Source organism: Streptomyces sp. NBRC 109706 (assembly GCF_000974485.1).
GTDB lineage: Bacteria > Actinomycetota > Actinomycetes > Streptomycetales > Streptomycetaceae > Streptomyces.
Map to the genome: position 1 here is coordinate 168,844 of NZ_BBOM01000008.1, position 22,181 is coordinate 191,024.

16 protein-coding genes are annotated in these 22,181 nt (G+C 70.2%); 5 read left to right on the top strand and 11 right to left on the bottom strand.

All coding sequences use genetic code 11. The annotated features are described in order from the left end of the window. Positions 1–5 precede the first annotated feature (5 nt). Both AOM46_RS17935 and AOM46_RS17940 read left to right on the top strand, forming a co-directional pair. Positions 6–1,139 (top strand): bifunctional 2-methylcitrate synthase/citrate synthase, encoded by a 1,134-nt coding sequence (locus tag AOM46_RS17935; RefSeq protein ID WP_062213049.1) that lies wholly within the window; start codon positions 6–8, stop codon positions 1,137–1,139. Positions 1,140–1,279: 140 nt separating this feature from the next. Then, positions 1,280–1,840, top strand: coding sequence for a GNAT family N-acetyltransferase (locus AOM46_RS17940; RefSeq protein ID WP_234313838.1), 561 nt, complete (start codon positions 1,280–1,282; stop codon positions 1,838–1,840). A gap of 222 nt (positions 1,841–2,062) precedes the next feature. Here the strand turns inward: AOM46_RS17940 and AOM46_RS17945 are convergent, their stop codons facing one another. The 4 genes from AOM46_RS17945 to AOM46_RS17960 all read right to left on the bottom strand — a co-directional run bounded on the left by AOM46_RS17945 (position 2,063) and on the right by AOM46_RS17960 (position 7,518). After that, positions 2,063–3,412 (bottom strand): sugar ABC transporter substrate-binding protein, encoded by a 1,350-nt coding sequence (locus AOM46_RS17945; RefSeq protein ID WP_062213050.1) that lies wholly within the window; start codon positions 3,410–3,412, stop codon positions 2,063–2,065. 92 nt (positions 3,413–3,504) lie between these two features. Then, the gene (locus tag AOM46_RS17950) at positions 3,505–4,434 is read right to left on the bottom strand and encodes a carbohydrate ABC transporter permease (RefSeq protein ID WP_062213062.1); all 930 of its coding nucleotides are present in this window, start codon (positions 4,432–4,434) and stop codon (positions 3,505–3,507) included. Next, positions 4,431–5,372: a carbohydrate ABC transporter permease gene (locus tag AOM46_RS17955; RefSeq protein WP_062213067.1), complete on the bottom strand. Its 942-nt coding sequence runs from the start codon at positions 5,370–5,372 to the stop codon at positions 4,431–4,433. The genes AOM46_RS17950 and AOM46_RS17955 overlap by 4 nt, the downstream gene beginning before the upstream one ends. Positions 5,373–6,279: 907 nt before the next feature. After that, positions 6,280–7,518 (bottom strand): IS110 family transposase, encoded by a 1,239-nt coding sequence (locus AOM46_RS17960; protein WP_062213070.1) that lies wholly within the window; start codon positions 7,516–7,518, stop codon positions 6,280–6,282. Positions 7,519–8,141: 623 nt separating this feature from the next. Between AOM46_RS17960 and AOM46_RS17965 the strand changes: the two genes are divergently transcribed. The 3 genes from AOM46_RS17965 to AOM46_RS17975 all read left to right on the top strand — a co-directional run bounded on the left by AOM46_RS17965 (position 8,142) and on the right by AOM46_RS17975 (position 11,792). After that, positions 8,142–10,184 carry a glycoside hydrolase gene (locus AOM46_RS17965; RefSeq protein ID WP_062213072.1) on the top strand — a complete coding sequence of 681 codons (2,043 nt, stop codon included), beginning with the start codon at positions 8,142–8,144 and terminating at the stop codon, positions 10,182–10,184. Positions 10,185–10,806: 622 nt separating this feature from the next. Beyond that, positions 10,807–11,460 carry a nucleoside deaminase gene (locus tag AOM46_RS17970; RefSeq protein WP_062213075.1) on the top strand — a complete coding sequence of 218 codons (654 nt, stop codon included), beginning with the start codon at positions 10,807–10,809 and terminating at the stop codon, positions 11,458–11,460. Further along, the gene (locus AOM46_RS17975) at positions 11,457–11,792 is read left to right on the top strand and encodes a hypothetical protein (RefSeq protein WP_062213078.1); all 336 of its coding nucleotides are present in this window, start codon (positions 11,457–11,459) and stop codon (positions 11,790–11,792) included. The genes AOM46_RS17970 and AOM46_RS17975 overlap by 4 nt, the downstream gene beginning before the upstream one ends. Before the next feature lie 265 nt (positions 11,793–12,057). Here the strand turns inward: AOM46_RS17975 and AOM46_RS17985 are convergent, their stop codons facing one another. The 7 genes from AOM46_RS17985 to AOM46_RS18015 are packed head-to-tail and all read right to left on the bottom strand — an operon-like array spanning position 12,058 to position 21,766. Beyond that, a complete protein-coding gene (locus tag AOM46_RS17985; RefSeq protein ID WP_062213085.1) occupies positions 12,058–14,517 on the bottom strand; it encodes a family 78 glycoside hydrolase catalytic domain in 2,460 nt (819 codons plus the stop codon). After that, entirely contained in the window at positions 14,514–16,445 is a 1,932-nt protein-coding gene (locus tag AOM46_RS17990) for a hypothetical protein (RefSeq protein ID WP_062213088.1), read from the bottom strand. The genes AOM46_RS17985 and AOM46_RS17990 overlap by 4 nt, the downstream gene beginning before the upstream one ends. 55 nt (positions 16,446–16,500) lie before the next feature. Further along, complete coding sequence (locus AOM46_RS17995) at positions 16,501–17,364, bottom strand: carbohydrate ABC transporter permease (RefSeq protein WP_078856937.1); 864 nt, start codon at positions 17,362–17,364, stop codon at positions 16,501–16,503. Further along, positions 17,361–18,275 (bottom strand): carbohydrate ABC transporter permease, encoded by a 915-nt coding sequence (locus tag AOM46_RS18000; protein WP_062213091.1) that lies wholly within the window; start codon positions 18,273–18,275, stop codon positions 17,361–17,363. Before AOM46_RS18000 ends, AOM46_RS17995 begins: the two co-directional genes overlap by 4 nt. Continuing rightward, entirely contained in the window at positions 18,272–19,564 is a 1,293-nt protein-coding gene (locus AOM46_RS18005) for an ABC transporter substrate-binding protein (RefSeq protein WP_062213094.1), read from the bottom strand. Before AOM46_RS18005 ends, AOM46_RS18000 begins: the two co-directional genes overlap by 4 nt. Further along, the gene (locus tag AOM46_RS18010; RefSeq protein WP_067226325.1) at positions 19,561–20,931 is read right to left on the bottom strand and encodes an FAD-dependent oxidoreductase; all 1,371 of its coding nucleotides are present in this window, start codon (positions 20,929–20,931) and stop codon (positions 19,561–19,563) included. Before AOM46_RS18010 ends, AOM46_RS18005 begins: the two co-directional genes overlap by 4 nt. Continuing rightward, positions 20,924–21,766 (bottom strand): IclR family transcriptional regulator, encoded by an 843-nt coding sequence (locus tag AOM46_RS18015; RefSeq protein WP_062213097.1) that lies wholly within the window; start codon positions 21,764–21,766, stop codon positions 20,924–20,926. The genes AOM46_RS18010 and AOM46_RS18015 overlap by 8 nt, the downstream gene beginning before the upstream one ends. Positions 21,767–22,181 lie beyond the last annotated feature (415 nt).

Here is a 22,181-nt window from a genome sequence, read left to right on the forward strand (position 1 = left end):
CGCCCATGACCACCGCCACGCCCGAGATCCGCCGCGGCCTCGCCGGTGTCGTCGTCGACACCACCGAGATCTCCACCGTGATCCAGGAGACCAACTCACTCACCTACCGCGGCTACCCGGTGCAGGAGCTGGCCGCCCGCCAGTCCTTCGAGGAGGTCGCCTACCTCCTCTGGCACGGCGAACTGCCCGGCCCCGCCCAGCTGGGCGAGTTCCAGGCCCGCGAACGGGCCCTGCGCCCGCTGGACCGCACCACCCTGGAACTGCTCGCCCGACTGCCCGAGACCTGCCACCCGATGGACGTGCTGCGCACCGCCGTCAGCTTCCTCGGCGCCGAGGACCCCACCGAGGACGACGGCAGCCCCGCCGCCAACCACGCCAGGTCCCTCACCCTGCTGGCCAGGCTGCCCACGGTGGTGGCGGCGGACCAGCGCCGCCGCCGGGGCCTCGATCCGATCCCCCCTGACCCCGGCCTCGGCTACGCGGAGAACTTCTTCCACATGTGCTTCGGCGGCGTGCCCGACCCGGAGGTCGTCCGCTGCTTCGAGATCTCCCTGGTGCTGTACGCCGAACACAGCTTCAACGCCTCGACGTTCACCGCCCGCGTCGTCACCTCCACCCTCTCCGACCTCTACAGCGCCGTCACCGCCGCCGTCGGCGCCCTCAAGGGGACGTTGCACGGCGGCGCCAACGAGGCCGTGATGCACATGCTGCGGGAGATCGGCGACGCACGGCGGGCCGAGGAATGGCTGGACGGGGCCCTCGCCGCCCGGCGGAGAATCATGGGCTTCGGGCACCGCGTCTACCGCGACGGCGACTCCCGGGTCCCGATCATGCAGGAGGCACTCGACCGCCTGGTGGCCCGCGCCACCGACCCCGGGACGACCCGGCTGGCCACCCTGCACGCCGCGCTGCGGCACGCCGTGATCAGCCGCAAGGGCATCCACCCGAACCTCGACTACCCGGCCGGCCTCGCCTACCACCTCATGGGCTTCGACATCCCGACGTTCACCCCGATCTTCGTGATGAGCCGCATCACCGGCTGGACCGCCCACATCACCGAACAGCTCGCCCACAACGCCCTGATCCGCCCGCTGGCCTCCTACGACGGCCCTCGCCCGCGTCCGGTCCCCGGCGGATGAGACGGGAAGGCGGAGCACCGCGCGGATGCCCTGAGCAGGGACACCGGCATGGCACACGGGTACGGACCCACATCCGTACTGCCGTGGGCTCGGAACTGGATCCCGGTCGTCGCGCATATCGAGCGTCTACGAACGACGGCTTGTTCGCCCGTGAGATGGTTGCCGTCATGACTGTGGGCGCGCCGGGCGGCGGGGTTCTCCTTGAGACGAGTCGGCTGCTGCTCAGACCCTGGCGGGTGGACGAGGCCGCCGTCCAGCGTGAACTGTGGACCGAACGTGATCCACGAGGGCCGCCGCACCGCCGAATCGACGTGGACGGACACCCCACGGTCGCGGAACTCGAGGACTCGATCCGCACCGACCCGGTGTGGTCGACCGGGCTGCTGGCGGTCGAACGGAAGGCGTCCCGTGACGTCATCGGCTATTGCGGGCTGGTCGACAGCCGGCGAGGAGCGGTAGGAGAACCGGAACTGGCATTCGAGCTGCTACGCCGAGTCTGGCGTCAGGGATACGCGACCGAGGCTTCGTCGGCGGTTCTGGAATGGGCGCGATCGTCCGGGTACGAACGTCTGTGGGCCACCGTCTGGGACTGGAACACCGCTTCTCGCAGAGTCCTGGCCAAGGTCGGGTTCACCGAGACCGACCGGCAGGCAGCGGACACGGTACACGGGACCACCTTGTTCACCACGCTACGGCTCTGACACCCCCGACGCTTGCCCGCGCGGACACATCTGTGCGGTACCACCCGGCGACAGCTGGCCGTTCGCTCGCTCCCCCGAGCCGCCGTCAGCGGACTCGTCAGGACGCGTCGATTGCCCCCTCGTCCGGGGCCGTGGGGGCATGGTGCTCGTCGGTGAGTGGATCGAGGAGGTCGGGAGCGGCTGCGAACCACTCCCGACCTCGGGGGTGGGAGGGGGACGTGGTCAGTCGGTGAGGGTGAAGCCCTGGTCCTCCGCGTAGTTGCGGGATGCCTCCTGCCAGGCGGCAAGGCTCTCGGTCAGGGGGGTGTCGGAGACATAGGACTGGCCGACGGTGTCGTTGAAGATCGAGTTGGCGTAGGCCTGGAACGGGAGGTAGGACCAGTCGGGCACCACGTTCGCCGCCGATTCGGCGAAGACGAGGTTGGCCTGTTGGCCGCCGAAGTACTCGATCTCGGTGTTCAGGAACTCCTCGGACCGCAGCTCGCTGTTGGTGGCCGGGAAGGCGCCGTTGGCCACCCGGGTCGCCGCGCCCGGCCCGGTGTTGGCGTATTCGACGAAGGCGTAGGCCAGTTCGTGGTTGCGGCCTTGCGACGGGACTGTCAGGGAGCTGCCGCCGTTCTCGGCGGTGTCCTGGCCGCCCTCCTCCCACTGGGGCATGGGGGCGACCCGCCAGGAGCCGGAGGCGTTGGGCACGCCGGAGACGAAGTTGGCGGGCATCCAGGCGCCCGTGACCAGGGTGGCGATGGTGCCGTCCCCGAGTCCCTGGTACCACTCGTCGGTCCAGCCGTTGATCGGCGCCAGCAGCTCCTCGTCGATGAGTTGCTGCCACAGTTCCGCGTAGGTGCGGGTGCCGCCGTCGGTGAAGTCGATGCCGACCTCGGTGCCGTCCACGGTGTAGGGCTGTCCGCCGGCCTGCCAGATCAGGCTGGTGGTCAGTCCGGACTCACCGGTGTCGCTGGTGATGTAGGTACCCGGATCGGCCGCTCGCAGAGCCCGTGCCGCCTCGACATACTCCTCCCACGTGGTCGGTACCTCGACCCCGTGCTCCTCGAAGACGTCCTGGTTGTAGAAGAGGGCCATCGGCCCGGAGTCCATCGGCAGTCCGTGGATGCCGCCGCCCGCCCGGACCGCGTCCCATGGCCCCGAGGTGAAGGTCCCGGAGAGCTCCGAAGCGCCCAGGCCGGAGAGGTCCAACAACCGGTCGGCGATGGTGAACTGGCCCAGGGCGAAGTACTCGATCTGTGCCACGTCCGGCACCCCGGAGTCGGCGCCCATGGCGTTCTGCAACGCGGTGTACTGCTCGTTGCCCGTGCCGGCGTTCACCAGATCGACCTCGACGCCGGGATGCTCGTCCTCGAAGTCGGCGGCGACCTGCTCAAGCGTGGGCTCCCAGGCCCAGACCGTGATCTTCCCGCCCTCGGCCAGGGCGGCCTCGACATCCTCGGGCGTGCCGGGCGCGGCGTTGTCGTCCGAGCCGCCACAGGCAAGCAGCCCGAGGGACAACGCGCAGGCGAGCGCGACGCCGCGTATCGCCCGACCGCCGGTCAACTGCTTGGTGAGCATAAAACTCATCTCATTTCGTCGCTTCGCGGGAGTTCACGGGGGTCCGCAGTGGTTCGCGGGGGTTCGTGGGGGAGGGGGGAAGGTGCCTTCTTTCCGGGCGGCTACTCCTTGACGCTTCCGGCGGCGAGCCCGGACTGCCAGTAGCGCTGGAGCAGAAGGAAGGCGCAGACCAGCGGCACGATGCTGAGGAGGGAGCCGGTGATCACCAGGTGGAAGACGGCCTCGCCGCCGGCCGTGGCCGCCTGGGCGTTCCAGGCGTTCAGGCCGAGGGTCAGCGGATACCAGTCCGGGTCCTTGATCATGATCAGCGGCAGGAAGTAGTTGTTCCAGGTGGCGACCATGGTGAAGAGCGAGACGGTCACGATGCCGGGGGCCAGCAGCGGGAGGCAGACCTGGAGGAAGGTGCGCAGCTCGCTCGCGCCGTCGATGCGCGCCGCCTCCAGCAGCTCGGAGGGGATCGCCTGGCTGGAGAAGACCCACATGAGGTAGAGGCCGAACGGCGAGATCAACGAGGGGATGATCACGGCCCAGGGCGTGTTGGTCAGGCCCATCTCGCTGAACATCAGGAAGGTCGGCACCGCAAGCGCCGTGCCGGGCACCGCGACGGCGCCGATGACGACGGCGAAGACCGCCCGCCTGCCCGGGAAGTCGAACTTGGCCAGGGCATAGCCGCCCAGCACGGCCAGGGCCGTCGCCCCGCCCGCCCCCAGGACGACATACAGCACGGTGTTCAGCAGCCAGCGGGTGAACACCCCGTCGTCATAGGTGAGGGTGTCGGCGATGTTCTCGAAGAACGCGAAGTCCCCGCTGAACCACAGACCGAAGGAGTCCAGCAGGGAGCCCTGCGTCTTGGTGGAGTTGATGACCAGCCAGGCGAGCGGCACGAGGCTGTAGAGCAGGACCAGCCCGGTGAGCACCGTGAGAAGAACGCTTCCACGCGGACGGTCACGCTGTCGCGGGCGAGTCCTGAGACGAACGGAGGAAGAACCCGCGGGGCGACGCGGCGCGCGCAGGGACGACGGTCCGCTCATCGGCCGTCCTCCGCCCGTGTGCCGCGGAGTTGTACGGCGTAGGCGATGGCCATGGTGATGACCCCCATCACGATCGCCACTGTCGCGGCGTAGTTGTGCTGCTGGCCGGAGAAGGCGAGGGAGTAGGTGAAGAGGTTGGGCGTGTAGTCGGTGGTGATGGCGTTGGGCGCCAGGTTCTGGAGGATGCTGGGCTCGTTGAAGAGCTGGAAGCTGCCGATGATCGAGAAAACGGTGGCGATGACCAACGCCCCCCGGATCGCCGGGAGTTTGATCGCCGTGATCACCCGCAGCTGCCCCGCGCCATCCACCTCGGCCGCCTCGTAGAGGGAGTGCGGGATCACCCGCAGCGCCGAGTAGAAGATCAGCATGTTGTAGCCGACGAACTCCCAGGTGACGATGTTGCCGATGGAGGCGAGCACCAGATCAGGAGAGAGCGGATCGGGCAACTCGATCCCGAAGGCGTCGTTGATGTTGCCCACCAGACCGAAGCGGGTCCCATAGAGAAAGCCCCACATCAGCGTGGCGACGACGGCCGGCACCGCATAGGGCAGGAAAATCGCGATGCGGAAGAAGTTCCGGCCGTAGAGCCGCCCGCTGTCGATGGCCAACGCCACCAGCAGGGCGATGAACAGCATGATCGGCACCTGCACGGCGAGAAAGAGCGCCACCCTGGAGAAGGACTCCCAGAAGCGTTCATCCCCGAAGACGCGCTGGTAGTTCTCCAGCCCGACGAACGAGGTGCCGCCCACCAACTGGTCGCGGTAGAGGCTGAGATAGAGGGAATAGGCGATCGGCGCGAGAAAGACCAGCGCGAACACGATCATGAACGGCCCCATGAACCCCCAGCCGGTCCAGCGTCCGCGTCCGCGTCGGCGCGGGGGCGGCTCGGAAGACGTCCTCCCGCGCCTCTTGGCCACCGTCGACTGCGCCGCCGTCATGGGCGTCTCCTCATCGTCACGGATCGATGTCCCCGCGTCGGGCGGAGACGGGGGAGAACAGCGGGGTGTTTGCGTAAACATCGCGATGGTTGCGAATTTGTTTACCTCTGAGGGCTGCGGCGCGTCAAGGGGACGGTGGCGAAATCGCGTGCGACATCGAGGTGTTGTGGACCGATAGGGCTCGCTGCGAGTACCCCGGCGGAGGCGAGGTTTCTGTCACGGTTACATCGGATTCTGCTGTTCGGGCTCGTCGCCAATGGCCTTGGGCTGCTCGATATTGGCTGCGTGGAGTTCCGGGTCACCGGGTCACCGGGTCGCTGGACCGGTACCCGGAGGCGTGGCGGAAGTCGTTGTCGTCGTCGTGCCGGTTCTCGCCCAACCGGTAGTGGTGGTCACCGACTTCGGGGGCGCGTCATGTGGGCGTGCAGGGGATCGTCAGCCGTTCGGTCAACTGCTTCCCGTTGGGGCGGTGTTCCGCACCGCCCGGGCCGGAGCATCCGGCGGGAGTGCTGCGGGGAGCCTCGGGCACGGTGTGACCAGCGACAGCGGGCGGCTCGCGGGTCATGGCCTCGTCGCCCGCCCGCAGTTGGGGTTCATGGGCGTTTCACCCACCCCGGACCAGCCGGCGTTGGACGGCACGTCAGAACGGACGTTGTGTTTTGCGGGATCTCGTTGCTTCGTGGGCTCTTCTGTTGCGCGGGGGCTTGACCGGAAGCCAGATCTCCTCATACTGGCGGACATCGGCGCTTCATGTTTACGCAAACATGTATGTCCCCTCCAGCTGCGGCCGGTGCTCCACTTCCCCACACCACGCTCCGGCGCCCCACCGCTTGCTCGTGTGGCCCTGCCTTCTGACGGGGCCACACCTTGAAGGAGCCCTGATTCGAAAATCACCCGTTCCCGCAGCTCAGACCGGTTCCGTGGATTGGAGTGAGACTTGGTAGCCCAGCTGGTTGAGCTGGCTGACCAGGCGGCGGGTCTGCCTGGCCCGGCCGGTGCGTTGGATGAAGTAGTCGCCTCCGAGGTCGTGGTAGCCGACGTCGTCGGTCAGCATGTGCCAGACCGAGGTCAGGATGGTGTGGCCGACGGCGACCAGAGCCCGCTTCTTCCCGCGGCGGAGCGCGATGCGTTTGTAGCGGGCGGCGAGGTAGGTGTCCTTGCTGCGAGCCGCGGCAGTCGCGGCCAGCCCGAGCGCGCCCTTCAGCCACGGGTCGCCGGGGCGGGACTTGCCGGAGGTGTGCTTGCCGGCGGACTCGTGGTTACCCGGACACATCCCTGCCCACGACGCGAGATGGGCGGCGCTGGGAAACCGGTTCATGTCGGCGCCGATCTCGGCGAGGATCACCTCGGCCGACTTCGTGCTGACCCCGGGGATGGTGGTCAGCAGCTCGATCTGCCGCCGGAAGGGGGCCAGCTGGCGGGCGATCTCCTCGCTCAGCCGGGTCTCGGTGGCGGTGACGGCGTCGATGCGGTCCAGCATCGTGCGGGCGAGGAAGGCGTGGTGGCTGGTGAAGTTGCCGGTCAGGGCGTGGGCGAGGATCTCCCGCTTGGCGCGCATGCTGGCCTTGGCCATCTCTGCGAGGACCAGCGGGTTGCGTTCCCCGGCGATCAGGGCTTCGAGCATGGCGCGGGCGGACTTGCCCAGCAGGTCGGAGACGACCGCGGAGAGCTTGATGCCGGCGTCTTCCAGCAGCTTCTCCAACCGCTGGGCCTCGCGGGTGCGCTCGCGGATGACCTCGGTGCGGTAGCGGGTCAGGTCCCGCAACTGCCGGATGGCCGGCGGGGGGACGAAGCTGGGGCGGACCAGGCCGTGCTCGACCATCCGGCAGATCCACTCGGAGTCGGCGACGTCCGTCTTGCGGCCGGGGACGTTCTTCATGTGGCGGGCGTTGAGCAGCCACGTCTCGATGTCGTTCTCCAACAGGTAGAACACCGGCTTCCAGTACGAGCCGGTGGCTTCCATACCGACCACGGTGACGCCTTCAGCGATCAGCCAGTCCCGCATGGCCAGCAGGTCTCGGGTCATGGTGGAGAACGTGCGGATCTCCTTGCGCCGCCGCTTGCCCGGTCCTGGGAGGCGGACGCATACCTTCACGTCCGCCTTGCCGATGTCGATCCCGGCGCATCGCTCGTGGACGACGTCCATCCTGCCCCGGCCTCCCCTTCTCACGTCGTGCGGTCACAGCGCGACCGACCGGCGGGGACCGGACAGGCAAAAGAATCTGATTCACATGCTCGAAGCAATACTTCCGGGTGCCTGACGAAGGATCCCCAGCGTCCTACTCAATGTCGGGTTCCGGTGGCACCAAGACTCCGCGACGTCAGCCGGACGGCCGCGTCCCGATTTTCTCCCCTTCGGGGAATCGCCGTCAGGAGATCGGATTACTCAATGACGAGATCCCGCGCCCAAGGTGTCCTCTCGACCAGGCCCGTGCCGGAGAGGCACAGGCGAGGCCCGACCGATGGGAGGGACCCCAGGGACCGGGCGGATGCCGGCGGTGGCGCCCGCCGAAACCGGTGACGTCGCACCCGCGTGATTGTTCGGCGTCTCGGTCGGTGCGTCGACCTCGCCGAGAAAACGGCCGCGAACGGGGGCGCTTTCGCCTCCGGGGGCCGTCCCGGCCACCCGCTGGACCGGGTGGGTCGCCCGAACAGGGTGGACGAGCCACCGCGAAGCCCGCCGCGCGAGAACGCACGCGTCGTGTGCCGGCCGATCCCCGCATATCGCCGTCGTCCACCGCGACGGCGCCGGAGTGATGAGAGGAAGACATGAGAAAGCGATCCAACAGGAAGTCCCGGCTCGCCGCGGCCGTGGCCACGGCCGCGGTTCTGGCGTCCGGAGGAGCCCTGGCCGCCGTGCCGGGCGCGGGGGCCGCCGAGGCGTCCGCCGCGGTGACCGTCACCCCCGATCCTTCCTACCAGGGCCAGGAGTTCGAGGGCTGGGGCACCAGCCTGGTCTGGTTCGCGAACGCGACCGGTGACTATCCGGACGAGATACGTGAGGAGTTGGCCGATCTGGTCTTCGGGGACGAGGGCCTCGCGCTGAACATCGCCCGCTACAACATCGGAGGCGGCAACGCCCCGGACGTCGCCGACTACCTGCGCCGCGGCGCCGCCGTCGAGGGGTGGTGGCAGGCCCCGGAGGGCACCACGCGCGAGGACACCGACTGGTGGAACGCCGATGATCCCGCGCACTGGAACCCGGACGCCGACGCGACCCAGCGTTGGTGGGTGGACCGGATCAGGGAGGACATCGACCACTGGGAGGCGTTCAGCAACTCGCCGCCCTGGTTCATGACCGTCAGCGGATACGTCTCCGGCGGCTTCGACGCCAACGACGACCAGCTCCGCACCGACGCGGTGACCGACTTCGTCCGGTACCTCGTCGGCGTGGTGGAGCGCCTGGAGGAAGCGCACGACATCGACATCGCCACCCTCGACCCGTTCAACGAGCCGAACACCGACTACTGGTCGACGCGGCTGGGCCCGGACGGCGAGCCGGAGGGGGGCCGCCAGGAAGGCGCCCACATGGGCCCGGCCCTCCAGCAGCAGGTGATCCTCGCCCTGGCGGCGGAACTGGAGGGCGCCGACACCGACGCCCTCATCTCCGCGATGGACGAGACAAATCCCCGCCGATTCGCCGAGAACTGGCAGGAGTACCCCGAGGAAGTACGCGACCTCGTGGACCAGATGAACGTCCACACCTACGGCACCGACGGCCGCACCACGGTTCGCGACCTGGCCAAGGGCGCCGACAAGCCGCTGTGGATGAGCGAGGTCGACGGCGACTGGGGCAACGGGCAGGACTTCGAGGACATGTCCCCGGGGCTCGGCCTCGCCCGTCACATCGTCGACGATCTTCGGCTGCTGGAGCCGAGTGCCTGGGTCTTCTGGCAGCCCGTCGAGGACTACGACAACATGGCGCCGGGCGGTGAGTCACCGGAGGGCGGGAACTGGGGAACCATCCAGATCCCGTTCGAGTGCACCAGCGAGGACACCCTGGAGACCTGCCCGATCCGGACCAACACCAAATTCGACACGGCGCGGAACTTCACGCAGTTCATCCAGCCGGGGGACCGGCTGATCAGGACCGACGATCCCACCGGTGTCGCGGCGATCTCCGCGTCGGGGGACGGCGCCACCGTCGTCCATGTCAACGACGCCACCACCACGCGTACCGTCACGGTCGACCTGTCGAAGTTCGCCGGGGTCGAGGACGATGCCACCGTCACCCCCGTGGTCACGGACGCCACCGGCGCCCTGGTCCGGCAGGACGCCATCCCGGTGGACGACCGGCAGGTGTCGTTCACGGTGCCGGCCGAGTCCGTGACCACCTTTGTCGCCGAGGGCGTCTCCGGGGTCGCTCCGGATGCCGCCCTGATCCAGCCGGGACAGGACTACCAGCTCACGGGCGTCCAGAGCAGCAGGTCCCTGGCCGTCTCCGAGGACGGCACCGGGACGGTCATCGCAACCACCGACCCGGCGGATGCCGCCCAGGCGTGGCAGGTGACCAAGGTAACCGAGGGCACCGACAACCGGCAGCGCTATGTGCTGACCAACGAGGCCGCCGACGGACGGTTGGTCGTGCGCGACGACGAGCTGATCCTGGAGCCCGACTCCGTCGACCGTGACATCGCCGCCGAGTGGATCATGTCGACCACCGGCAGCGGCACGTGGACCTTTGTGAACGCGGACACCGGACAGGTTCTCGAAGTCCCGGGCCAGGCAACGGAAGACGGCACCCCGGTGTCCGTCTGGACGCCGAACTCCGGGTCCAACCAGTTGTGGACCGTAACCGCCACCACACCGTAGAAGGTCGGCCGCGTCGTCCGGCGCCCGGCCCCCGGGGCGCCGGAAGGCGGCCCCTTTCCTCCGTTTTCCTCCGTTTTCCTCCGTTTTTCTTCGATTTTCTCCGGCCCGGACTCGGCCGAGCCCGCTGATCCTCGACGAGGTGAAGAACGGCACCGGTACCGGCCCCGAGCACAGAGGTTCGCGCGCGGGACCGGGTGACATCGATGTTCCCCGGTCCCCGCGGGGTGCCGGCGAAGTAGTTCGCCAGGCGCATGCGGGTCGGCGCCGGCGCCGGCGACTCCGACGAGGTCGGCCCGCGGACCTGGGACGTTCCATGCCCGTGGCCACCCTTCACCGTCCGCGCCCGCCGGTCATCGACGGGGCCGTGGCACACTGGGCGAGGACTTCAACGGCAGGAACGGCCGCTGTGACGGGTGAGGAGGCTGCGGTGCGCGAACCTTTCCCTTGGTGTACCGATCTGCGGCGCAGCGCCCGTCGGGATGCCTGGAGCAGGGGGCACGTCGCTCACGGTCGACCAGACGGCTGAGCCCGCCACCTCGCGCCGGTTCTGAGAGGGACCCCGCGTTGGCCGGTTCCAGAGGCGTCACCCTCCGTGTCCTTCCGCCGCCCCTTGAGGATCACCATGTCCCGAGCCCTGCCCACCCATTTCGATGTCCGTCTCCCCGCATGGGTGAGCGCCGAACTGGCCGACGTCCCCGACACCCTGCCCACCGACGAGGACCGCGTTGGCCTCGTCAACCGCCTTGCCGCCCGCAACCACCGGGAGGGCACGGGCGGTCCCTTCGCCGCTCTCGTCGTCGAGACCGGGACCGGCCGACTGCGGGCGGCCGGCGTCAACCTGGTCCTGGCCTCCGGCCTCTCCTCGGCCCACGCCGAGGTCGTGGCCCTGTCCCTGGCCCAGGCCGGACTTGGCACCTGGGACCTGGGCGCCCCGAAAGGGCCCGCGCTGGAACTCGTCGTCAACTGGCAGACCTGCGTCATGTGCTACGGCGCCGCCATGTGGTCCGGCGTGCGCAGGCTGCTCATCGCCGGGCACGGGCCCGAGGTCGAGGAGCTGACCGGCTTCGACGAGGGGCCCATGCGGGACGACTGGATCGAGCAGTTCGAACAGTGCGGCATCGCCGTGGACAGCGATGTCCTGCGCGACGAGGCCGTCGACGTCCTTCGCGACTACGGGCAACGACTCGACGTCGTCGTCTACAACGCCCGCGGCCGAGGCTCCCTGCGCACCACGGCCACCGAGGAGGACCTCGCTCTGCGGTTGCCGACCGGATGACGAACCTGGAACGCCCCGGCCGGTTGGGCGCACCCGACCGTCAGCATCACGGCACGGAGAAGCCCGTCACCATCCGGCCGTTCGAGCCCGCCGACGCGCCGCGGGTGACGGAACTCGTCCACCGGGCGTATGCTGAACTCGGCGACCGCGGGCTGAACTTCACCGCCGTCGACCAGGATGTCGCCACCACGTTGCGGAGGGCTTCGGCGGAAGCCTCCCGGGGCGCGCTGCGCGAGGAGGGCGTGGTCGCGACCATGACGCTCTCCCTCCCCCGGAGGAAGCTCTCCAGCGACTCACTACGGAAGCCCGACTGCCGCGACGCGTGTGGCTGAACCAGCTCGCAGCCGACCCTCGACGGAGAGGAGAATGCCTCGCCCGTCACCTGCGCGACGAGGGCTTCGCCTGGGCCTCGCGTGAGGGGGCCACCTCCATCGGGCTGGACACCGCACAGTTGGCCGGCCACCTGGTCCGCCTCTACTCCGCCTGGGGTTTCGAGCAACGCGACGTGATCCGGTGGCCGGGGAAGACACACCGGAGCGTCATCATGACCCGTCCCCTCTGAACCAGCCTGCCAGGCGCGTTGTGGGCGGCCACGGGTCAGGTCGGTCGGGAGTCGGTGGGGGGCGGCCGGTGCGTCGTCGAGTGGAGTAGGCCGTAGGGTGTGCGCACCGAGGCTCTGACCCAGTCGACGCCGTCGGGCAGTCTCGGCTCGGCGTGGGCCGCGCGGCCCCAGCCCGGTTCGGTCGGGCGCAGCCCGGCCAGCGTGTGGAAGAGCCAGTCGTCGAGCGTGCCCAGGAAGTAGTGGCCTCGGGATCGGGACTCCTCGCGCCAGTGTTCCCACAGTGTGGTCGCGCCGCGGGTGACCCAGTAGCCCCAACTCGGGTACGTGGTACGGGTGGCGACGTCGTGCGCCAGCTGGAGGTATCCGTACTCGGTGAGCACGGGCAGCAGGAACTTGGTCGCCAGCGCGCCGGTGGCCAGATGCCCGCCGCGGGCGCGGATGTCGCCGGCCAGCGCGTCGGCCGCGCGCCTCGCCGTCCCGGGCGGCAGCAGTCGCAGCGCCAGCGCCAGCACATGGTGGGACTGCCGGAACCCGGTGTCCCCCTGGCCGGCGACGACCGGCGCCTCGGGGTCCGAAGGCTCGGCGACGACGAACGCCCGCCGGAACGCGGTCCGTACCCGGGCCGCCTCCCGCCACCACCGGCCGGCCTCGGCCGGCCGGTCGGCGACCGGGGCCATCGAGGCCAGGGCGAGCGTCATGGCGTGCAGAAACGCGGTCGCCGCGATCCGCCGGTCCTCGGGCGGGTTGCCGCCCTCAGGGTCGGTGTCCGGGCTCACCCAGTCGCCCAGGGTGGTGTCGGCCAGGCCCTCGACCCTGCGGGCCAGTTCGAACTCGACGTAGGAGGTCATGTCGTCCCACAGCTCGTGGACGATCCTTCGATCACCGGTGTAGCGGTGCAGCCACCACGGGCCGAGCACCAGCGCCGAGTGCCAGGTGGGCGCGGGCGACCAGTCCATCCGCCAGCCGCCGAACGGTGCGATGACCGCCGGGGCGCCGGAGCCGTGCCGTGAGTCGGCCACGTCCGTGAGCCATTTCGCGACCAACTCGTGGGCGTCGAAGTTGAGGAGGAACAACTCGGTGCCCAGCATCCCGTCGCCCGTCCAGCCGTTCTTCTCGTAGGCCGGAGTGTCGGTGGGCAGATGGTGCAGGTTGTTGAGGACGGTGCGGCAGGTCAGCTCGTGCAGCCGGTTCAACAGCGGGTCGGAGCAGACGAACTGGCCGGTGCGACGGACCAGGGTGTGCGCGGCCTCCGCCGTGAGCACGGGCGGCGCGCCGAGGCCGGGGGCGCGCACCTCGACATGCTGGAAGCCCTGGTAACTGAAGCGCGGCCGCCAGTTCAGCGCCCGCCGGTCGACGGTGACCCGGTGGGTCTGGAACCGGCCGTCGTAGTAGCCGCGGTCGTCCTCGGCGCGCACCGTGCCGTCCGGACGGAGCAGTTCGCCGTGCGACAGCTCCACTGTGGTCGGACCGCGCTCCGGGTCGGCGGGCAGCTCCAGTCGCGTCCAACCGGCAAGAACCCGAGGGAAGGAGAACACCCAGTGCCCGGGACCGAGTTCGGCGACGGACTCGGGGGCGAGGACATCGGTGACGCCGATCGGCGGCTGACGCTGGTTGACCAACTGCCCGCGCGGCCCCGCGACCACGCGTGCCGGCCGCCACGCCGCGTCCTCGACGAACCCGACCCCGGCGAAGCCGGGTTGGTCGTGGCGGACGTCGAAGTCCTCGCCGGCGTACAGGTCGTCGGCGCGTGTCGGACCGCCGACGGTGCGCCAGGACCGGGAGCTGACCACGGTGTGCTCGCCCCCCGACGCGTCCCGGGCGAGGAGCAGCAGCCGGAGGCGGGGCGCGCCGTGCCAGGGCGCGGTGTGCCAGTCCCAGGTGTTGCGCCGCGCCATGCCGTAGAAGCCGCGCCCCAGCTCCACGCCCAGGGTGTGCCGACCGGCGCCGAGACGTGCCGTCACATCGGTCACCACATACTGGACCCGCACGTCGTAGTCGGTGAACCCCGGGCTGAGCAGGGAAGGTTCGACCGGTTCGCCGTCGAGCAGCACCCGGGCGTAGCCCCCGGCGGCCACCACCAGATGCGCCTCCACCGGGGCGAAGGGCAGCTCGAAGACGTGGCGCAGCAGCGGGGCCGCCTCGTCCGAGCCGGCCAGCCACCGCGCGCCCCGCCAGTCGCCGTCCAGCACACCGGTGACGAACTCCGAGGCGGCGGTGAGCCGTCGACCGCCCGCCCACGCCGTCACCGACCAGCGGTGGCGGCGCAACGAGGCCAGCGGTGGCCCGCTGTACTCCACCTCGGTGGTGCGGTCGCTCGTCACCCGGCCGGTGTCCCAGCGCACGCCGTCCCGGTCGCTCACCACGAGCCGGTACGCCGTGGGCGTGACCGGGTTCTCGTCGGGGTCGGTGACCAGCCAGCCGAACCGGGGCACCACATCGACCCCGACCGGCTCGGCGGTGTGCTCGACGGTCAGCCCGCCCAGGACGACGTTCACGACAGGCGGTAGCGGAAGACGGCGGTCGGCGGGTGGGCCACCCGCAGCACATGGGCCCGGCCGCGGGCGTCGGCGAAGTAGGTGCGGTCCAGATCGCTGACGGTCGCCTCCAGCTGGTCCCCCCAGTGGACGTCGAGGGTGACGCGGCCCCGGCGCAGGCGCAGGCCGCGCGCCGTGACGGTGTCGCCGATCTCGACCCGGCCCGGGCCGCCGGTCCAGGTGAGCCGGTCTCCCCGCCGCAGCAGCAGGGGCACCTGCTCGGTGGCCTCGCTGACGACGTCGAGGCGCCGGGTGATCGAGGCGTCGTCGAGTACGGCGGCGCCCGTGACATTGCCCTGCGGGCTGCGCCAGGTCAGGCCCAACTCGTCGGCGGTCGCGACCTGTTCGGGATCGAGTGCGACGCCGTCCGCCGGGTCCCCGTCGAAGTAGGCGACGGTGAGGTCGGCGGCGGCGTCGGTGCCGCCGCCGGGCAGCACGGTGGCCCAGCAGTCCTCGTTGCTGTTGTGTCCGCCGTGGATGAGGGTGCCGGCCTCGGGATGCCAGATCAGGGAGAGGCCGGAGCGGACCAGGGGGGTCGCGTTGGGCCCGTAGTGGGCCATGGTGTAGTAGCCCGGACGCCGCACGAACAGGTAGTCCTCGCCGCGCGGATCGCGTCGCAGCTCGGTGAACCGGTCCGACGCCAGATAGGGCAGTGCGGCGACGGCGGCGGCCTTGGCCGCACAGGTCGGATACCGCTCGCCGTAGGGGATGTTGACCAGGATGCGCGGGTTGGTCGCCCCGCGCTCCTGCTCCGGCACGGGCGCGGTCTCCGCCGCCCATGCCTCGCGTTGCGCCGCCCGGTCCTCGTCCGTCGGGTAGAACGCGGCCATCGCCGGCACCAGCGGGGTGAACCACGAGCCCAGATCGCGCTGTTGGGGCTCGTCGGTGACATCGTCCAGGTAGTACATGGGGGTGCGGGCGGATCCGGCCGTGTTGGCGATGTAGCCGGCGCCGTCGGGTTCGCGGACCAGGTTGTAGCCCAGCCAGTCGGCGAACCGCTCGACCGTGCCGACCAGTTCGGGCGCCTCGGTGTGGTCCAGTATCTCGACGATCTCGGAGAGCGTGACGTTGAGGTTGTAGGCGATGTCCATGCCGCGCGGCTCGTAGAAGTAGCCGGCCGGGCTCTGGCCCCTGGCGACGATGTCCGCTGTCCTCTCCCGGAGTCGGGTCGCGAGCCCGGGGTCGGGATCCAGGCGCAGGGCGAGGGTCGCGCCGGCGAGGCCGGCCATCGGCTGGTTGACGAACTCGATGGACCCCGGCTGCCACACGCCCTCGTTGGCCGGGTCGAGGAACCAGGTCATGGCGCGGTGCAGCGCCGCGCTGATCTCGTCCCTGGTCCCGGGGAGCCGGTCGGCGCGCCGCAGGTCCTCCAGGGTCTTGGAGAGATAGCCGAGGGCGAAGGCGGTGGCCGCGCGGGAGCGTTCGGTCGGCTCGAACTCGGACCAGAACCCCTCCTCGTGCTGAAGGGAGAGGTAGTAGCGGATGGCGGCGTCCAGCCGGGCCAGCAGCGCGGGATCGCCGTGGTAGGGGTTCCAGTCGCGTTCGGTGGTGGCGAACCAGGCGAGGGTGCGGACATGCTCCTGGATACGGGCGTTGAACGGTTCGACCGGCGTCCGCCACCAGCCGCCCGCCATCCAGCCGTGCCGCTCGGCCCCGTCGTCGACGATCTCGTTGACCATGGGGGCGAGCGTCACCAGGTAGGGGGCGAGCCGCTGTTCGGGGTGGCTGAAGAGGGACCGGTCGAGCGAGCCGGCCGGGAGGGGCGCGATCGGCGGCAGTCCTGAGGCGTCGGCGGGCGGGGAGGCGGCGAACGCGCTCGGACCGGCCAGCCCCGCGGCGGTCACAAGCGTTCCCGCGCCGGCCCCCAGCAGCAGGGTGCGACGGGTCATTCTCGGTGAGGTGGGTCTCGGTGAGGTGGGTTCGGCCATCGTCATCGGTGTCCTTTCAGCCCTTGAGCCCGGAGGCGAAGCCCTTGATGATCGACTTCTGGAGGAGGAAGTAGACGAGCAGGATCGGCAGAATCGCGAGGACCATGCCGGCGAAGATCACGCCCCAGTTGGTGCTGAACTCGCCACGGAAGGCGAAGATGGCCACCGGGAGCGTCTGTTGGGAGCTGCCGCCGACGTAGAGCAGCGGTGTCAGGAACTCGTTCCACACGTTGATCGACGAGATGATCACCACAGTGCCGGTGACGGGGCGCAGCAGCGGGAAGACGACCCCGAGGAACGTCCGCAGGGTGCCGGCGCCGTCCACATACGCCGCCTCCTCGTACTCGCGGGGCAGCGCCCGGGTGAAGCCGGCGTAGAGGAACACCGTCATCGGCAGCTGGGTGCCCACGTTGAAGATGATCAACGAGGTGTAGGTCTGGAGCAGGTCGATGTCCCGCATCAGTTGGTAGAGCGGCACCATGCCCAGCTGGAGCGGAATCATGATGCCCAGCAGGAACAGCACATAGGTCGTGTAACTGAGCCGCCCGGCGCGCCGGGCGATGGTGTACGCGGCCAGCGAGCCCAGCGCGATCAGCAGCGCCACGCTGATCGCCGCGACCACGGTCGAGTTGAACAGCGCCTGGCCCAACTCCGCCTCGCGCCAGGCGGTGGTGTAGTTGTCCAGATGCAGCCCGGACGGTGGGCCCAGCGGGTCGGAGGCGACCTCGTCCGGTGTCTTGAGCGAGATGCTGAGGAAGACGTAGAAGGGGAAGGCGAACAGCACGCCGACCGCGATCATGGCCAACTCGCCCAGCACCGCTCGCGGTCCACGTCCGCGTCGGGCGCCAAGAAGTCCGCCGCCCAGAAGTCCGCCGCTCATGAGTCCACCTCGAATCGGCGCAGCGTCCGCAGCTGGATCATGGCGAAGGCGAACACGATCATGGTAAGCACCAGGGCGATCGCCGCGCTGTAGCCGAACTCGCCCGAGACGAACGCCTCCTTGTACATCACCACCGACAGCGTCTCGGTGGCGTAGCCGGGCCCGCCGCCGGTCATGGCGAAGACCTGGTCGAACAGCTTGAGGCTCCCGATCAGCGTGAGCGAAAGCGCGATCGTCGTCGCGGGCAGCAGCAGGGGCAGCGTGACGGAACGGAACCGCTGCCACGGCCCGGCGCCGTCGATGGCGGCGGCCTCGTGCACCTCGGGTGGGATGCCCTGGAGCCCGGCGAGGTAGATCACCATCGTCAGTCCGGCGTTCTGCCAGATGATCACGCCGATCACCGACCACAGGGCCACCGAGCCGTCCCCGAGCCAGTTCTGGCGCAGCGCCCCGAGGCCCACATCGGACAGCGCCGTGTTCAGCGGGCCGGTCGGTGTGAGCACGTACTGCCACAGAAAGCCGATGATCACCGGCGGCAGCAGCGCCGAGGCGAAGAACAGGGTGCGCAGGACGTTCCGACTGCGTAGCCGGGTGTTCAGCGCCAGCGCCAGGCCGAGCCCGGCGGCGGTCTGGACGATGGTGCAGGCCGCCGCGATCGTCAGGGTGTTGACCAGCGCGGAACGCGCGGACTCCGTGTTGAACAGGCGGCGGAAGTTGTCCAGGCCGACGAAGTTCGCATCGCCGGCCCGGCCGGTCCAGTCGGTGAACGCGTACAGTCCACCGGCGGCCGTCGGGTAGAGCACCACGACGCCGTAGACCAGCAGGGCCGGCACCACGAACAGCCAGGGCGCCCCGCGCACCCCGACGCGTCGCCGCCGGCCGGCGCGGGCGGGGAGGGGCGGCGCGGTCACCTGGTCCCCTTCGCGTACTGTTCGTCCAACTCGTCCAGCAGCGCCGGAATGCCGATCTCCCCGGCGAGCAGCTGCTGCCCCGACTGGAGCAGCGTCTGCTGGGTGTCGCCGTTGGGCCACAGATAGTTGGCGTAGGGCGCGGTGCGGCCCGCGTCGACCAGCGGCAGCACCGGGGCCAGCGGCGAGTCCGCCGCCTGGGCGGTCTCGCCGAGGCCGGGCAGCACGCCCAAAGTGTTGGCGTAGGCCTCGATGTTCTCCGGCTCGGCGAGGAAATCGAGGAAGGTCCGCGCCTCGTCCACCCGGGGCGAGGCGGCGTTCACGGCGAGGAAGTCGGGCGCGGTGGGCAGCACCGTCGCGTCGGGGTCGTCGTTGGCCGGCAGGGCGAACACCTCGAAGGCGTCCGAGCCCTCGGCCGCGTAGTCGTACAGCTGCGGCAGTCCGGCCGAGACCAGCAGGGTCATCCCGGCCTCGCCCCTGGCCAGCGCCTGCTGCGCCTGGTCGGCCGGGACGCCGAGCGCGTCGGGCGTGAAGTACTCGTTCAGTTCGGTCAGCTTCTCGAAGACCTCGGTCCAGGCCGCCTCGTCGGCGAAGCTCGTCTCGCCGGCGCGCATCCGCTCGTCGAGGTCCGGCTGCTCGGCGTGGACCAGGGTGCCGGCCAGTGCGTAGACGAAGAACTGGAGGTAGACCCCTCCGGAGAGCCCGGCCGCGATCGGGGTCTTCCCCGCGGCCTCAAGCTCCTCGCAGACGGCGAGCAACTCGCTCCAGGTGGTGGGGACCTCCAGCGACAGCTCCTCGAACACCTCCTTGTTGTAGGCGGCGACGATCGCGTTGCGTCCGACCGGGTAGGCGACGGTGCGCTCCCCGTCTCCCGCCAACACGCCCGTGGACTCGTCGAGTCGGCTCGCCCATTCGGAGTCGGACAGGTCGGCCAGCTCGTCCGCCTCGCCGAGCACCCCGGCCGAGACGGGGCTGGAGTACCCCGGCGAGACCCGGATGATGTCGGGCGCTGTGCCGGAGGTCAGTTGGACGCGCAGCTGCTGGTTGAGCTCCTCGGCTGCCGCGTGGGAGGCGTCCACGGTCACGCCCTCCTGCTCCTCGTACGCCGCGTACAGGTCCGCCAGTCCCGTGTTCTGCTCGGGGCTGGTGTACGTGGTCAGCGTCGCGGCATCGCCGTCACCGTCACCGGTGTTGACGAAGCCGCAGCCGGACAGGGCGAGCAGGGTGGTCAACCCGGCCGCCAGCCCGGCCCGGGCCGGGCGGTGCCGACGGGCCATGTGGTTGGGGCTCATGTTTCCTCCTTCACCGGCGGGGCCGGGGGTTCCTGGGACGGACCGCCGGGCGCGGGCCCTGCTGGTCCTGGGGGTGGCGGGGGGACGGTGACGTCGCCGGGGACGGTGGCGCCGGTGTCGCGCAGCGTGCGGTGGATCGTGGGGAGGGGCACGTCCCGTACGGCGGTGCCGTCCCGCACCGACAGTGCGGCGACCGTCCCGGCCGCCTGCCCCATCGCCATGCAGGACGCCTGTACGCGGTAGGCCGAGTTCGCCTCCTGGTCACCGGAGACCGCACGGCCGGCGACCAACAGCGATCCCGGCGCGTCCCTGGGCACCATCGCGCCCAGCGGGATGGTGGGCAGCACGCCGTAGTCGAGGGGACGGATGTCGATCCCGTCGCCGTCGGAACGGTGCACGTCGATGGGGTAGAAGCTGTAGGAGACGGCGTCGTCCCACAGCCGGCCGGTCCGGTAGTCGTCGACGGTCACCCGTTCGACGCCGTCGATGGTGTAAGTCTCCCGGATGCCGGTCTCCACCGCCCAGGACTCGATGGACAGCCGCTCCAGCCCCGGCTGCGCCCGCAGGAACCGGAAGATCCGCAACAGCGCGCGGCGCCCTGCGAGTTCGGCCTCGGTCCTGGTGCGACTCGTGCCGCCGTCCACCCCCGTGACATGAATCGCGTTCTCGCCCCGGTGGCGCAGCAGCTTCCGCAGCGGGCGGGAGGCGGACTGGAAGTCGTCGGCGCGCAGCGTGCCGTCCACGAGCGCGGCGTCATAGGCCAGGTCGAGCGCGTCGAGGTCTATCCCGTCCAGGGAGCGGTGGTCGTAGCCGCCGAACCGCACCATCAACGTGCCGGGCTGCCGCTCCGGATTGCGCGATCTCGGCAGGCCGGCCAACGCCACCACGTCGGCGTCGCCGGTGCAGTCCACGACGCGGGCCGCGCTGATCTCGCGCAGCCCCTCCTTGCCGCAGAGCACCACCCGCCACCGCGACCCGGTCCAGGAGACGGCGGCCACCATGGTGTGCAGCAGCAGCTCGGCGCCCGACCCGAGCACCGCGCGGTCCGCGAGGGCGGCGTAGACCGGCGCGCTCACCGGGACCTGAAGCCGGTAGTGCGGCAGATCCCAGCGGGAGAAGTCGGGCAGCTTCGTCCCGCCGACCGTCACCGCCTCGCGCACCAGCCGCCAGCCGACGCCCGTGATGATCTGTTGTCCCCAGGCGTGGAAGAGTCCGGGCAGCGCGACTCCGGCGACGGTCGTCGTGCCGCCCAGCGCGCCGTTCTTCTCGACCAGCCCGGTGCGTGCGCCGAGCGTGGCCGACTGGATCGCGGCACAGATCCCGGCCGGGCCGCCGCCGACGACCAGCACGTCCAACTCCTCACGCACCTGGGGCCTCCCCACGGTCGGCGCCCGTGGGCGCGCCCACCAGCCGGGACAGCTCGGCGGCCGAGGCGATCGTCGCCTCCCGCAGCCGGCGCTCGTGCTCCGGCGTGCGACGGGCCGACGGATAGCCAAGGCACAGCGCGGCGACGACCCGCCCGTTGTGGTCGCGCACCGGGGCGGCGATCCCGCAGACCCCGGCGACCTCCTCGTCGTGGTTGGTGGCGTACCCGTCCCGGGCCACCGCCGCCAACTCGCCCAACACCCCTGCCCGATCGAACTCGGCGTGGCCGGAGGACAGCAGCCGATCCCGCTCGATGTCCGGGAGCCCGGCCAGCAGCACCTTCCCGGCGGCGGTGTGGATCAACGGCCCGACGGGCTCGGGGGCCGAACGCATCGTCGTCGGGTTGACGTTCAGCAGCTGGGGGCCGACCAGCACGCTGACGTCCACCCGTCGACCGTGCTGGAGCGTGGCGAGCTGCACGGTCTCGCGGCTGGTCTCCCACAGGTCCCGCAGCACGGGGGCGGCGACAGCTCCCAGGTCGTTCTGGAGCGTGTAGGTGCGGTTCAGCTCGAAGAACCGGGGGCCGAGCACATAGCGGCGGGTGGACTCGATCTGCGCGACGAGGCCGTGCATCACCAGGGCCGAGAGCAGCGTGCGTCCGGTGGAGGCTCGCAGGCCGACCGCGTCGGTCGCTTGGGACAGCCCTATCCCTGCGGGGCCGGCGCCGGCCAGGCACTCCAGCAGCGCCGTCACCCGGTCGATGGTCTGAATCGGGCTCCTGACCGCCCCGGCCCGGGTGCCCCCGGTGGGTTCGGACCTGTCCTCTTCGACAGCCATGATCCTCGCTGATCCTTCGCTTCTACAATGTAGAAGGCAGTTCGACTTTGTCAGAGCACACCATGGCACTCCAGGGATTTCGTGACAAGAGGTCGGACAAAAACGATTCAATGAAGGAGGTGGAGCGCCTTCGGGAGCCCTCGTGGAAGCGGGCCGTGGGTGGGCTCACGCGATCAAGGCGCGCGGCCGAGCCCATCTGACGTGGCGCAGGCGCTGCTGAATCGGGCCCGTGCAGAGGACGTCCGGTATCGGCGGGAGTGTCGGCGGCCGATCTCGGCGGAGACCACACGCGGTGATGTCCCTGGGGGCACACCCGATGGATGGCGTGCTGTCAGACCACCGGGACGTTCAGTTCGCCGTCGTCAGTCGACTCCCCGGTGACGCCCAGCGACGCCCGTATCGCGGAGATCGCGGC

Coding starts and splice junctions, on each gene's coding strand:
- AOM46_RS17955 (WP_062213067.1), bottom strand. CDS start 5,372: ATGACGGCGGCGCAGTCGACGGTGGCCAAGAGGCGCGGGAGGACGTCT.
- AOM46_RS17995 (WP_078856937.1), bottom strand. CDS start 17,364: ATGAGCGGCGGACTTCTGGGCGGCGGACTTCTTGGCGCCCGACGCGGA.
- AOM46_RS17990 (WP_062213088.1), bottom strand. CDS start 16,445: ATGACCCGTCGCACCCTGCTGCTGGGGGCCGGCGCGGGAACGCTTGTG.
- AOM46_RS17975 (WP_062213078.1), top strand. CDS start 11,457: ATGACGAACCTGGAACGCCCCGGCCGGTTGGGCGCACCCGACCGTCAG.
- AOM46_RS17970 (WP_062213075.1), top strand. CDS start 10,807: ATGTCCCGAGCCCTGCCCACCCATTTCGATGTCCGTCTCCCCGCATGG.
- AOM46_RS17950 (WP_062213062.1), bottom strand. CDS start 4,434: ATGAGCGGACCGTCGTCCCTGCGCGCGCCGCGTCGCCCCGCGGGTTCT.
- AOM46_RS17965 (WP_062213072.1), top strand. CDS start 8,142: ATGAGAAAGCGATCCAACAGGAAGTCCCGGCTCGCCGCGGCCGTGGCC.
- AOM46_RS17935 (WP_062213049.1), top strand. CDS start 6: ATGACCACCGCCACGCCCGAGATCCGCCGCGGCCTCGCCGGTGTCGTC.
- AOM46_RS17960 (WP_062213070.1), bottom strand. CDS start 7,518: ATGGACGTCGTCCACGAGCGATGCGCCGGGATCGACATCGGCAAGGCG.
- AOM46_RS17945 (WP_062213050.1), bottom strand. CDS start 3,412: ATGAGTTTTATGCTCACCAAGCAGTTGACCGGCGGTCGGGCGATACGC.
- AOM46_RS18015 (WP_062213097.1), bottom strand. CDS start 21,766: ATGGCTGTCGAAGAGGACAGGTCCGAACCCACCGGGGGCACCCGGGCC.
- AOM46_RS18005 (WP_062213094.1), bottom strand. CDS start 19,564: ATGAGCCCCAACCACATGGCCCGTCGGCACCGCCCGGCCCGGGCCGGG.